Consider the following 13306-nt stretch of genomic DNA (forward strand, 5'->3'; position numbering starts at 1 on the left):
GAAGTTGGGGGGCGTCAGGGTGAATCCGGGTAGCGGATGTCGCCTTTGCGGACACGGATTTGCCACTTCTTGAGGTCGTTCTGACGTTTCGACTGATTGGTCTCCGCAGCGTTAAAATAGGCGGTCGTGCCGGTGATCTGGCGAAGATTCTCTACGGCCAGGACGCGGACGGACATCGATGGCGAGTCGAGATTCCCCACCAAGCCCGCATCGGCACCGGCCGCCAGCTGCTTGTTGGTCAGCCCGATCAGCAATTCCGTCAAAATCGGTTGGTCCGCCATTTCCATCCGCCCGATCGCGTCGAACACCGCCTGTGCGTGTTCCGGGCTGGTGTTGACGTAATCCAGCAACGCTTCGAAGTGACTTTGCCAATGCAGACGCTGACGCGGACGGTTCAAAAGCCCCGCGGATCCGAAGAAGACGTCGGGTTGCCCCAGTGCCAACAAGGTCTGGCCCGCCAGTGCGCCGACTTCGCTGCGGCGAAAGTCCAGGGCCTCGCGAAGTTCCAGAATTAAATCGTTCTCAGGTTCGATCAACGCCAGCAATCCGTCCCTGGCACTCTGCTGAACCGCAGTCAAGCTTTCGTCTTCCAGCGTGAACCAGCCTGGTTTTTCCGTCGGCGCCTGTACCTTCGTCTTCCCGGCTGAATCCACCAGCCACTGAGCCCCCTCCACGATCTGTTCGGTCTGTCCGACCTCGACCCACTGTCGCTCGGCCGCGGGCTGGGGTTCCGCCAAGTCGGCTTCCTCGGGTGCATCGGCCTGTTCGTCGTCGCTGGAGTTAACGTCACCGGGATCAACGTCACCGTCCTCGGCCCCGTCACCTTCGGCGTCGTCGGTTTCAATGGACTCTTCTGGCGTCGAATCCGTTAAGACCGCTTTTTCAGTGGTGATCTCAAGTGGGCCGACCAGCGAAGTGACTTCGATCGACCGCGAAACACTGCCGGGATCCAGCGGCAATGCACCCGGGGGTCTTTGGAATCGACGGCGGATCGCAAACGTCGTCTCGGGCTCCGGTGCATCGACTTGAACGCGAAATTCACCGGACACGAAGGTGAAACGACCGTTCGCTTCCGCCGTGGTCACCAGCAATCCGCCTCGTTGCAACTCGATCGTCTCCGGCGACACCGCCGAAGGATCTTCGCCCAATGGCGGGTCGGCGATGCGAATTTCGGCGGGTCCAATGACACGGACCGTCAAGTCGTCACGCGTTAGGATGGCGGGGCGATACAACGGGGCGGCAATCAGATCATCGCCGACGGCCAGCACATCCCCTCGTTTCAATAACTCGGTCGATTCGCCGGAAACGGCAACCAACAACTCCGACTCATTCGCGACCACCGGACCGGGCAGTTCGGTGTCTTCGGCTGGTGCCGCATCTTCGGCAAGGGAATCGGTTGAATCGTCGGACATCTCCGTCAAGGCGGCGGGATCAGCGGGCGTGCTCGACGCATCCGAATCAGCCATCACCGACGAATCATCAGCGGGCAGGTCGGTGGCCAAGGTGTTTTGCGGGTTCGGGCTGGTCGCATCATACGTCGCCGCCATCACGGGATCGGCCGGACCAGCGATCGGGGATTCCGGGGTGGCGGCCGAGTCGGACATTTCGTTTCCAGATTCCGATGAAGCGGATTCCGACGATGCAGAATCCGATGCGGCCGTTTCGGTCGTCGATGAATCGGCGTCGCTGGGCGAAGTAGCCGAGTCGTCGTTCGGAGTTTCCGCCACACTGGGTGCATCATCCGTGGTCATCGGCGAAGTGGTTTCAGGTTCGGCTTCGTCGCCCGTCGCGTCATCGCCGGCTTCGTCCGTCGCCCGCTCGGCGTCCGTGTCCGTATCCAATTCAGCCTCCGATTCCGTGGCCGAGTCCTCGGACTGAGTGGGCTCCGCTGCCGGACCAGCGATGGGCAGGGAATCAGATTCAGCATCCACCTCGGCATCCGTATCTTGCATCGCCGTTTCGCGATTCAGCACGGGTTCGAACGCTTTGGAGAAGACGAACAGAAACACCGCGGCCAGGCCCAACGTGACCAGCCACGGCGTGATCCGCGACGGTCGCACGGTGCCGCTGTAGAAATCACGACCAATGGGTCGCGGCTTCGCGCCGGCGATCGCGGACGGCGCGTTGGCCGATGCGGTTCCAGGTGGTGTGTTGTCACGGATTCGGGTCACGGCGGTGCGAACGCCCGAATCATCGGGGCCCACCGGCGGTACCGCGTCCAACGTCGGGTCATCGGGGCCGGCCGCACCAACCGACTCCAACGATTCTTGGTCGCCCGATGATGTTGCCCCCGCCATGGCAGGCACATCGACATCGGAAAAACTGGTGACCGGCGGAACTTGGCTGACCGAAAACGCCGTCGCCGCACTGGCATCGACTTGATCGGGAAGCCCCAGGACGTGAGCCCGCAAATCGGGATCGACGGTCGCCTTCTGGGCCAATGCGATGGTCAGGATTTGGTGACAGGCCGCCGCTTCGGCCAAGTGCTGGTCGGATTCCAGGCAAAAACGCTCCGTCTCCGCGATCTGTTCCGGCGTCAACGTGCTGTCCAAGTATTCCGCGATCACGTTAGCGTCGTTGATCGGACCGATCGCCTCGGGGGACGGTGCCGACAGCTTTGGATCCGCCGTGCACGCGCGAATGCGTCGAACCAATTCAGCGGCAAAGGCGCTTTCCTGGACTTTCTGTTTCAGCGCCTCGCTGTCCTGCGGGTCCAGCGTGCTGTCCAGATAGGCCAACAACGTGCGAAGGGTCAAACGCATGATTCGGGCGTCAATTCAAAGGCGGCGGACATCAAGCCCCGGCGGCCAAAGCATCATGGGAGACCCTGGACCGCGGCGGGGACACCAGGGTTAGTGGCGCCCTGATAATCGATCCGTGCAACCATCGCGCGAGAATCTTGGAAAAACTTTCCGCACGCAGTCAAATTCCCGCGACTGATCGCGATCGATTCAGTCTTCTTCTTGCCACAGTCGCGGTCGCAGCTGGCAAAACAACGCCTTCTTTTGATCCGGCAGCGAATAGTCGAAGCCGCACGAACGGAGAAAAGCTTCGGACGAACTGATCGCCAAAACTTCCATCACCCCCAGTTCGCGGGCCCGCTGCAAGCACTCTTCGACCAACCGTCGACCGACGCCGGTATTTCGGTGCTCGTGATGCACGGCCAAGCACTGCAATTCCGCCAGCTTGGGGCTATAGATTTCGACCGCTGAAAACCCGATCGGCTTGGGCGGGCCGTCATCGACCATCAAGTCGGCGACGAAACCGTGTCGCGTCAGCTCGATGATCTCCGCTTCACTCCGCTGCAGCAACAAACGCTGGGAAACGTACGGGCGCAACAAGGCGTGAATGGCGGCCGCGTCACTGGGCAACGCTTGTCGAATTTCGATCAACGCGGTCGAAGCCTCCTGGGCGTCAAAGCTTTCGATGCAAACTGGTGGAATCGTCGACGACCGAAGGCACCGATGTTCCGTGTGACGGTTCAGCGCGACGTCAACTTGGCCAGCCGACGCTCAATCAAGCCATGACTAGTTCAACTGAACCGGGTTGGTCGCATCTTTGATCGTTTTGCGAATCACGTCCAGCGGAGCCTGTTTTCCGGTGAACAGTTTGTACTGGTATCCCATCTTGCGGACGTACATGTCGATCCCGGTGATGACGCGGCATTTGATGTTCTTGGCGTGTTTGATCAACAGCGTTTGTTCGGGGTAGTACACCGTGTCAAACACCACCATCAACTCGTTCAGTTGGTCCGCGTTGAACGGGCTGTTGTCGACATCGGGGTGCATGCCGATGTCAGTGGCATTAACCAACAAATTGGCACGAAAATCATGACGCAATTCCCATTCGACGACACGACAACCGTGGGCCAATCCGATCTCGTTGCCCTGTTCCATATCCTTGGTCGCGATCGTGACGTTGCATCCCTTGGACCGCAGACCCCAGACGATCGCTTTGGCCAGGCTGCCGGAACCTAAGACGGTGGCCGACATGCTTTGCATCGGCTTTTCCGCATCGGCGTGCAGTTCAAAGACTTCGCTGATACAGTCCATCGCTGCGCGGTAATCGGTGTTGTATCCGACCGCACGTTCGTCATCCAACGCCATGGTGTTCAGTTCGCCGATGCCCGCGACTGCGGCTTCGGCTTGGGTGCAGTAATCGATCGAACGACCTTGGTGGGGCGGATCAATGCTCAGCCCGTTGATGCCGATATCGCGGGCGTGATCCATGAAGATGTGCAGGTCGTCTTCCGGCACGCGCAGTGGCAGGAAGCACGCATTGTGGCCTTCGCCGGCGAACGCTTTGTTGTGAACCAGCGGATCAAAACTTTCACCAACGGGATCCCCCAGCAAGCCGTACAACTGGGTGTCGTCGTTGATCTGGTCGTAACGGTACACGTCCTGCATTTCTTTGAAGTGCAGCTGTCCCGGCGCGATCTTTTTGTCGGTGCTGAACGTGGCGTAGGTGAAAGGTGCGCCGACGCGATGGGCCAAGATCCGCGTCAACATTCCCATTTCACCCATGCAGATGGCAATCGTCGGCACGCTGGACTGTCGAGCCAAGTCCATCATGCGGACGTTGTCGCTGAAGGTGTTGGCCATCGTCGCGATTTTGACGATGTCGGCATCCGCGGCGGCCATCGCGGCATGCAAGTCTTCCAAGTTTTCCGGCGTGCCGTCAAAGTCGTGGAAGCTGATGATTCGCTTGGTGTTGCCGTACCGCGGGATCTGGTCGGCGATGTCCGATTCGATGTCGACGTATTCGACACCGCTGGCGATGGCACTCCGCAACACCATCGTGCGTTCTTCTTCGGACTTCAGCCACCGCCCACCGTCATCGCGTCGTCGTGCGGTGATCACCACTGGGCCGGGACGATCGTCGATCAGACGCTTCAGATTCACCGCACGGCCGATGTAATCCAGACGCAATTCGACCAGCTTGACGCCCTGTTCGACCAAGTGCTTGTGTTCCGCAATCATCCGGGCATGGCGGGCGCGACCGAGGGAAACACAAATCATAAAGCTGTGCGGTGATAGAACGAGTGAGTCGGGAATCGCTGGACAGAAACGGACCGTTGGCCTGGCGAGAAAACGGTCCGCACCCGATCGGCGGGGCCATCTATGATAAATGGCCCTCGGATTTTTCGTAGACCCGGCTGTGCGGACCCGTCGTACCAGGCTTTGGCGCGGTCATTGCAACCCAAAGAGACGTTAAAACCGAATTAGCGTCAAAATGGCCCCGAATCGAACGCCGACGCGGCAAACACGATGCCGCAAATCAGCCGTCCATCGGGACAAACGCCGCAATTTTTCGAACCAATGCTGGAACCAGTGCTCATGATCTGCATCCGAACGCGTCCGTCGGCCGATCGGCCCGTTCGTCCCCGCCCCGCGAATTTCCGCGTCGCCGCCTTGGCTGCATCGATGCTGGTGCTGGCGATTTTGCCCGGTTCCGCGTCGGGGGCCGACGATGGCTGGACGACCGCCCGCGGTGACGTCCAGGGAACAGGGACCGTGGCCCAAACCTTGCCGGCGGACCTGACCGTCGTTTGGGAACACGAAACCGGGGAAGCGATCGAATCAACCCCGGTCGTCGCCGACGGTCGCGTGTTCGTCGCCGACGTGATGGGCAAACTGACGGCGATCGACCTGCTGTCCGGAAAGCCGCTGTGGACGCATGATTACGAAACCGGTTTCAACGCTTCGCCCACCCTTTCCGGCGACCGTTTGGTCATCGGTGATATCGACGGCAACGTGTACGCGCTGAACGTGGCCGACGGATCAGAGATCTGGACGGCCCAGACCGACGGCACGATCGACGGTTGTGCGACCTTTTTCGAAGACGACGTTCTGGTGACCAGCCAAGACGGTTCGCTGTATAGGCTAGGCGGGAAAACCGGCGAACAAATCTGGGTCTACGAAACGGGCGACCAGATCCGCTGCAGCCCCACCTTGGCGGGCACGCGGACGTTTCTGGGCGGTTGCGACGGAAATCTGCACGTCGTGGATGTCCGCAGCGGAAAAGCCGTCGGCGACTTGTTGCCTCTTGGTGGCCCCACCGGCAGCACGGTGTCGGTGCGGGATCAACAGGCGGTGGTGGCGACGATGGAAGGCATGATCTTTGCCTTCGATTGGCGTGACGGCACCATGATTTGGGAATACACCGATCCGGACCGCGCACAGGAATATCGCAACAGCGCCGCGATGACCGATGACTTGGTGATCGTCAGCAGCAAGAACAAGAAAGTCGATGCGATTGATCGAGAAACCGGCCAGCATCGTTGGCGTTATTCGCTTCGTCGCCACAGTGATGCGTCGCCCGTCGTTGCCGGCAATGACGTTTGGATCGCCGCCACCGATGGCCGCTTGGTTCGCTTGGACCTCACAACCGGCAAAGAAAAATCCGTCACGGAATTTCGCGGCGGGTTGTACGGATCACCCGCGATCCTGTCCGATTCCATGATCATCGCCGATGATGATGGAGTGGTCCGGCGTCTGGGCCCCGCGGCCCAAAAATGATGCGTTGGCCAAGAATGCGATGTCGCCGGGGAATCCCAGCCATTGCGGAAAAGCCTGGCGGAACGACATTCTTCGCAAAGCGGCGCATCAATCGTGACGTCTTGGACCTTACAATTTCGCCGTAACCATCCACCGATCCGTTTTCCTGCCACCCGATACCGGATATGACTTCCGCGCCAAGCGACAAGAAGACCGAAGTTGGAAGCTATTTCATTTCCAACTACCCGCCCTACAGCCAGTGGAAATCAGATCAGTTGCCTGCGGTCGAATCGGCCCTGGACAACCCACCAACCGAAGACACACCGCTGGGGTTGTACCTGCACATCCCGTTTTGCCGAAAGCGTTGCAAATTCTGTTACTTCAAAGTCTTCACCGACGTGAATGCGGCCGAAGTGCAGCGGTACGTGGACGCGTTGTGTGACGAAATTTCAATGGTCAGCCGCCGTGCCGTGATGGGCGATCGACCATTCCGTTTCGTGTACTTTGGCGGCGGAACCCCCAGTTTTCTGTCACCCAAGCAGTTGACCAAACTGGCCGACCGGCTGCGTCAACACATCACTTGGGACGGGGCGGAAGAGGTCACGTTTGAATGTGAACCCGGAACCTTGAGCGAAACGAAGGTAAAGACGCTTCGCGAGGTCATGGGCGTGACGCGTCTAAGTCTGGGGGTGGAAAACTTTACCGACGCCATTCTGGAAGAAAACGGACGCGCGCACCTGTCCAAGCAAGTCTTTGCAGCCTGGGAATGGATCGAAGCGGCCGGGTTCAACAACGTCAACATCGACTTGATCGCCGGGATGGTCGGCGAAACGTGGGACAACTGGAAATTCAACGTCCAAAAGGCGCTGGAGATGTCACCGGAAAGTCTGACCATTTATCAGATGGAATTGCCGTACAACACGGTCTATAGCGCCGACATCCTGGGAAACCAAAGCGAGAGCCCCGTCGCCGACTGGGGCACCAAACGCGATTGGGTCCGATATGCGTTCGATGAATTCACCGCGGCGGGCTATGCGGTCAGCAGCGCCTATACGCTGGTCAAGGATCCCCAAAAGGTAAACTTCAGCTACCGCGACAACCTGTGGAAAGGGGCCGATCTGTTGGCCACCGGCATTGCCAGTTTCGGCCATGCGTCCGGCGTGCACTATCAAAACCTACCGCATATGGACCAATATCTTTCGACCATTGAATCGGGCCAGTTGCCGCTGGGACGTGGGTTTGTTCCCACGGATCTTCAAAAGCTGATTCGTGAAATGATCTTGTTGCTGAAGCGTGGTTACTTGGAACTGGATTATTTTCGCAACAAGTTTGACGTCGATGTGCTGGACCGCTGGCGTGATGTCTGGGATGGATATGTCGAATCAGGGTTGGCAACGATCGGTGACGACCGAGTGGAATTGACGTCCGACGGGTTGTTGCAAGTTGATTCGATGTTGCCGGCGTTCTTTGAACCGGAACATCAAAACGTCCGTTACACCTAACAACGCTTGCTTTCTTGATCGTCGCCTTTCGCTCTCGAAAAAAGCAGCGTTCCAAAACGCCGGCTTTCCAATCCGGAAGGCGACGACGCCCAGCCTTGAGACAGAAAATTAGGCACGGGTTAACGTTTTCATTGGCCTTCGTGTTGAATTGATAGACAGTGCCTCGTGGGCACTTACGCGGCCAACGGTCCATCGCTCCGTTTACCGATTCCATACCGCCATTCCGGATTGTTCCAGCATTGAATTCGACACTGACCTTCGCCATGGGCGATTACCAGGCCGAATTTCCGACTGATCGGCGGTTTGTGGCCAACCATATGTGGGCGACAGGACCGGACGAGGCCGGGTCGCTGCGATTCGGTCTGACGGCGTATGCGGTTCGATTGTTGCAGGACGTCTATTTTCTAGACTGGACCTTTCAGCCCGGCCAAGCGGTGAAGCACCGTGCCGAAATCGGCTCGATCGAAAGCAAGAAGGCCGAAAGTGATCTGTACGCACCGATCGCCGGTGTGATGTCGGTCATCAATGACGCGGTGCTGGATGATCCATCACAGATCAATGCGGATTGTTATGGCAACGGTTGGCTATTCGAGATGCGACCGAGCGACGGGCGAATCGATTCCATGGAATCGGATCATCTGATGTCGCCCGATGAATATCTGGCGCATTTGGAAAAGGCGTGGGAAGTCGCTCAGCGGACGATCAAGGGCCAAGCGAATCTGTAGGTCCGCTTCGCCCACGCGACATTCTGCTTGCGCATAAAAAACGCCAGCGAAAGATGCCGCAGAGGGCACGTTCGCTGGCAATTTTGATTTCAATGTCGTTCGGACGTGTGGGAATGCTCTTAGGGAAAGCGATTACCCGACGCCAAACTTAGCGAAGCAGCTTTTCCAACGCGTTCAGGGCGACGCGAGCTTCTTCGACGCTGCCGAGTTCATCGACGATTTTCTTGGCCTTGATCAGGCCGTCCATCGAAATGCCATCGACGCTCGACGGGGCTGCCGAAGCGGCACGCTTGGTGCCACGAGTCGCCGTTGCCTTTGCCTTGCGGCCGGCGGGGCGACCACGGCGGCTTGCACCGGCGGGACGGCCACGCTTTTTCGTGCCGGTACCCTTTTTCATGTTCGACTTGATGGTACTGATAAACGCAGTGGAGGTTTCGATGCCTTGTGCGGACAGGGCTTCTTTGACCTCTTTGGGCTTTGCACCCGGATTCGCTTCGTAGTACTCACGAATCGCCGCGGACTTGTTCGGTCCTGCAGATTTCTTCGCCATAACGGCTCCCAATTCAGAATAGTTGGCCACGTGCGCTGCGACGGGACCAAGGGGGGAAACCGACGATGCGGATCCGGCCGATGATCGTGTCACAGCAGTAACATGAATGCGGACGAACGTCATGTCATCACTCATTCACATGGCAAAGCCTATGACAATTTTTGGCCTTGTCAATCGTATCAGGACTGATCTTTGCAACCTCAACTATATGAAAGGAATCGGCAACGCCGATTTTCGCTTTCAGGAATGATTACAAGAGCACCGCTGGAGCGGGGTAACGCCAGGTAAATCCGTAGCGTCCGAACCTCAACGATCGAATGAGATTCTCCGATCCGATCTTGTGCCAAATGGCAACCAAACACGTGAGTTTTGAAGTTGCGTTTTTACCCGGGTCATTGTTTTTTTTGGTAACCCGACGCGTGAGCGAGGCGATGTCCACATCCATATTTCCCTCGCTCACGCGTCGGGTTACCAGAAAGGCGCATCCTCAAAAGTCAGGCGTCGGGACTTGCCGGTCAATCATCGGAACCCGCGGCTAGCGCCCTGCGGCTCACAAAGTCGCCTTACCCCGTGAGCCGTGACGCGTCAGCGGCCGGGCCGTTGCCGTAAACCGACCGAACCCGCGGCTAGCGCCCTGCGGCTCACAAAGTCGCCCTACCGCGTGAGCCGTGACGCGTCAGCGGCCGGGCCGTTCCCGCAAACCAACCGAACCCGCGGCTAGCGCCCTGCGGCTCATCCATCGTCGCCTTTCACGCCTCGAAAATAGCGTCCGAACCCTCACTGACCGTATGGGCTTCTCCGATCCGATCTTGTGCCAAATGGCAACCGGACGCGTGAGTTTTGAAGTTGCGTTTTTACCCGGGTCATTGTTTTTTTTGGTAACCCGACGCGTGAGCGAGGCGATGTCCACATCCATATTTCCCTCGCTCACGCGTCGGGTTACCAGAAAGGCGCATCCTCAAAAGTCAGGCGTCGGGACTTGCCGGTCAATCATCGGAACCCGCGGCTAGCGCCCTGCGGCTCACAAAGTCGCCTTACCCCGTGAGCCGTGACGCGTCAGCGGCCGGGCCGTTCCCGCAAACCGACCGAACCCGTGGCTAGCGCCCGGCGGCTCAACCATCATTGTCGTACGCCGTAAAAGTGGCGTCCGAACGCCTATCGAATTCATGCCATTCCCACAGAACCCAACCGCCTGGCACCGCAAAAGAAAAGCGGTGGGATCACATGCGGGCAGCGACGCCGATTCCCAACAATTCCAAGCCTTTACGCAGCAAGCGGCCGCACAACACGACCAACACCAAACGGGTGGCACGCATCTGGTCCGTTTCCGCTTTCAAGACGGGACACGTGTCATTGAAAACGGCGTAGGCACGTGCGGTTTCAAACAGATAGTCGGTCAATTGATTGGGGGCATAATCGTCGTAAACCGAAACCAACGCTTCTTCGAATTGCAATAAACGAAGCGCAAGTGCACGTTCTTGTGGCTGGCTGAACACCAATTCGGTCTTCGAGGCCAACGCGACGACGGCTTCTTCATCCATTTCCGCACGCCGCAAAATGCTTTGGGTGCGAGCGTACGAATACTGGATGTAGGTCGCCGTGTTGCCATCCAGGGCGACCATTTTATCCAAATTGAATTGATAATCGCTGGTTCGGTGATGACTGAGATCCGCGAATTTAATGGCACCGATCCCCACCGTTTCGGCCACCGATTGTTGTTCGTCGGCGGTCATGGGGGGATCCATCCGCTGTAACCTTTCGGGATCACAGACGACCGCTTGGGCACGGGCGACGGCATCGTCCAGCAGACTTTCCAGCCCGATCAGGGTGCCGCTGCGTGTTTTCAAGGGACGGCCGTCGGCCCCCAAAACCGTGCCGAAGTTCACGTGCACCAGACGGACATCTTCCATCCCCATTCGCCGTGCGACGGCGAACAGTTTGTCAAAGTGCTCAGACTGTCGCGTATCAACCACATACAAAATCTCGTCAGGCGCGAATTCTTCGCGGCGATACTGCAGGGTTGCCAGATCGGTGGTCGCGTACAGAAATGCCCCATCCTTTTTGCGAATGATCATGGGGGCATCAAACTGGTCCAAAAAGACACAGATCGCGCCTTCGCTTTCCGCCGCAATGCCATCACGGCTCAATTGATCCACCACGCCCGGCAGACGGTCGTGATAGAAGCTTTCGCCCAACGTGTGATCGAACTGCACGTCCAAACGGTCATAAATGCGATCGATCTCGTCACGACAGTAGGGCAAGAACTTCGTCCACAAGTCCAGGTTTTCTTGATCGCCCTCATGCAACTTTGCGGTTTCCGACAAACACCGCTGGGCAATGTCGGGGTATTGCTGGCTGATCTTCAACAGGTCTTCGTTGGTCTGCACCGCGTCCATCTTGGCATTCATCGCCGCGACCGAGTCGCGAGCGGATTGCAGACGCTTTTTTGCCGCCGACAGATTCTTTTTCAGTGATTTGACGGCCTTCGCATCGTCACCGGCCGCTTCAATCTTTCCGGTCAGTTCATCGATCAGATTCTGGGCGTCATCCACCGATTGCTTGGCGACGGGCAATTGGTTGCAAGCCTTTTGATACTCGCTGATCTGATTCACCAGCCGGTACAGCTTGGCCAATTCGGGCACCGGGTTTTTGGCCACGGTGTCGGGGTCACCAAAGTTCTTGTAACCAAAGATGATGATTCCGAATTGGGTGCCCCAGTCGCCCAAATGATTGTCGGTGATCGTGTAGTGCCCTAGAAAGTTCAGGACGCGTGCCAGGGCATCTCCGATCACGGTGCTGCGGATGTGCCCTACGTGCATCGGTTTGGCGACGTTGGGCGATGAAAAGTCGATGATGACCTTCCGTGGTTGATCCGCGGCCGCGACGCCACAGCGATCGTCCTGTGTCATCTGGGCGACGCGATCCAAAATCCAAGAGTCACGGATTTTCAGATTGATAAATCCGGGCCCCGCAACCTCTGGCGATTCACACAGATCGCCGACGCTAAGGGCGTCGACCATTTGGGTGGCAAGATCGCGCGGGTTGGTGCCCCCAATTTTTTTGGCCAAAGGCATCGCGGCGTTGCACTGATAATCGCCGAATTTGGGATCATTGGTGGGGCGGATCATCCCTGAATACTGTTCGGGATCGTCCACGTGTTGCCGGATCACTTCATGGAATCGGCGTTGCAGTTCACGGGGCAGGTGCATCGCGAGTCAATCTTTCTATTCAGATGGTGGCGTCATTTCCGTGCCGTCGGGCCGCAAGTCCAAGTCTTCGCATCGCAAGCACTTGGCATCGGCCCATAACGATTCCAGGTCGTAATACTGACGGGTGTCTTCATCAAACAAGTGAATGACGACGTTGCCGTAATCCAATACGATCCAGCTGCTTTCTTGATAGCCTTCGATGCCCATTCGCAGGTCACCGAGATCTTTTTGCAACACGTCGTCGATCTGTTCGCTGATCGCATGCAATTGCCGGCGGCTGGTCCCGGTCGCGACGACGAAGAAATCAAATTCCGCCGACTGTCCCGAAACGTCCAAGACCAACGCATCGTCGGCCTTGTTTTCTAGCGCGACTTTCATCGCCGCGCGGGCCAATTTGCGGCTGCCGTCCAACCCCAAAGGTCGGATGGCCCAAGAATCGGTCGTCATCCATTGATTGGCCGACACAGGCTTGGACTTCTGTTGCCCCATATCGCCGTCGCCACTGGCGTCCGTTTGGGGCGTCGAATCGGGTCCGTCGTTCGAAGGCGTTTCGGATTCGGTCACGAAAACTGCTTCAATTCGTATAAAAGGGGGATCGACGATGCCGGGATCATTCCCGGTCGTCATGGGGATGGGCACGACGCGATGACGGTTTCCATGGGATGTCCGATGGACAGACCGCCCGGCGGGGTGCACGATCCGAGGGAACGCGCCGCGGAACCATTGTCAGGCTGTAAAACTGCCGCGAGACCCGTTTTTATCAGATCGTGACCGTAATGATTAGCGGTCCAAACCTCCGTCGACCCCATAACTGCAGCAAATT

At 58.0% G+C, this 13306-nt stretch carries 9 protein-coding genes; 3 read left to right on the plus strand and 6 right to left on the minus strand.

Going from position 1 to position 13306, the window contains the following annotated elements; genetic code table 11:
- Positions 1–14 precede the first annotated feature (14 nt).
- The 3 genes from Mal65_RS13535 to aroD form a co-directional block, all read right to left on the minus strand.
- On the minus strand, positions 15–2762 hold the full coding sequence (locus Mal65_RS13535; RefSeq protein ID WP_145298468.1) for a hypothetical protein: 2748 nt from the start codon (positions 2760–2762) through the stop codon (positions 15–17).
- A 189-nt stretch (positions 2763–2951) separates the two neighbouring features.
- Positions 2952–3389, minus strand: coding sequence for a GNAT family N-acetyltransferase (locus Mal65_RS13540; protein ID WP_145304900.1), 438 nt, complete (start codon positions 3387–3389; stop codon positions 2952–2954).
- Positions 3390–3527: 138 nt separating this feature from the next.
- Positions 3528–5018, minus strand: a complete 1491-nt coding sequence (gene aroD, locus Mal65_RS13545) for a type I 3-dehydroquinate dehydratase (protein WP_145298472.1) — start codon at positions 5016–5018, stop codon at positions 3528–3530.
- Between the two features lie 318 nt (positions 5019–5336).
- On the opposite strand from aroD, the gene Mal65_RS13550 reads away from it, so the two are divergent.
- The 3 genes from Mal65_RS13550 (at position 5337) to Mal65_RS13560 (ending at position 8724) form a co-directional block, all read left to right on the plus strand.
- A complete protein-coding gene (locus Mal65_RS13550) occupies positions 5337–6518 on the plus strand; it encodes a BamB-related PQQ repeat family beta-propellar protein (protein WP_145298475.1) in 1182 nt (393 codons plus the stop codon).
- A gap of 164 nt (positions 6519–6682) precedes the next feature.
- On the plus strand, positions 6683–7999 hold the full coding sequence (locus tag Mal65_RS13555; RefSeq protein WP_145298478.1) for a coproporphyrinogen-III oxidase family protein: 1317 nt from the start codon (positions 6683–6685) through the stop codon (positions 7997–7999).
- A gap of 239 nt (positions 8000–8238) precedes the next feature.
- Entirely contained in the window at positions 8239–8724 is a 486-nt protein-coding gene (locus Mal65_RS13560) for a glycine cleavage system protein H (RefSeq protein WP_196784139.1), read from the plus strand.
- Between the two features lie 148 nt (positions 8725–8872).
- Here the strand turns inward: Mal65_RS13560 and Mal65_RS13565 are convergent, their stop codons facing one another.
- The 3 genes from Mal65_RS13565 to rsfS all read right to left on the minus strand — a co-directional run bounded on the left by Mal65_RS13565 (position 8873) and on the right by rsfS (position 13047).
- Complete coding sequence (locus tag Mal65_RS13565; protein WP_145298481.1) at positions 8873–9274, minus strand: hypothetical protein; 402 nt, start codon at positions 9272–9274, stop codon at positions 8873–8875.
- Between the two features lie 1220 nt (positions 9275–10494).
- Positions 10495–12483 carry an arginine--tRNA ligase gene (gene argS / locus Mal65_RS13570; RefSeq protein WP_145298484.1) on the minus strand — a complete coding sequence of 663 codons (1989 nt, stop codon included), beginning with the start codon at positions 12481–12483 and terminating at the stop codon, positions 10495–10497.
- A gap of 15 nt (positions 12484–12498) precedes the next feature.
- Positions 12499–13047 carry a ribosome silencing factor gene (rsfS, locus tag Mal65_RS13575; RefSeq protein WP_196784140.1) on the minus strand — a complete coding sequence of 183 codons (549 nt, stop codon included), beginning with the start codon at positions 13045–13047 and terminating at the stop codon, positions 12499–12501.
- Positions 13048–13306: the final 259 nt, after the last annotated feature.

Source organism: Crateriforma conspicua (assembly GCF_007752935.1).
In the GTDB taxonomy this organism is placed as follows: domain Bacteria; phylum Planctomycetota; class Planctomycetia; order Pirellulales; family Pirellulaceae; genus Crateriforma; species Crateriforma conspicua.

What these genes read in the sequence shown, in the direction of transcription:
- Mal65_RS13535 (WP_145298468.1), bottom strand. Translation starts at nt 2,762, where the DNA reads ATGCGTTTGACCCTTCGCACGTTGTTGGCCTATCTGGACAGCACGCTG.
- aroD (WP_145298472.1), bottom strand. Translation starts at nt 5,018, where the DNA reads ATGATTTGTGTTTCCCTCGGTCGCGCCCGCCATGCCCGGATGATTGCG.
- Mal65_RS13550 (WP_145298475.1), top strand. Translation starts at nt 5,337, where the DNA reads ATGATCTGCATCCGAACGCGTCCGTCGGCCGATCGGCCCGTTCGTCCC.
- Mal65_RS13555 (WP_145298478.1), top strand. Translation starts at nt 6,683, where the DNA reads ATGACTTCCGCGCCAAGCGACAAGAAGACCGAAGTTGGAAGCTATTTC.
- Mal65_RS13565 (WP_145298481.1), bottom strand. Translation starts at nt 9,274, where the DNA reads ATGGCGAAGAAATCTGCAGGACCGAACAAGTCCGCGGCGATTCGTGAG.
- argS (WP_145298484.1), bottom strand. Translation starts at nt 12,483, where the DNA reads ATGCACCTGCCCCGTGAACTGCAACGCCGATTCCATGAAGTGATCCGG.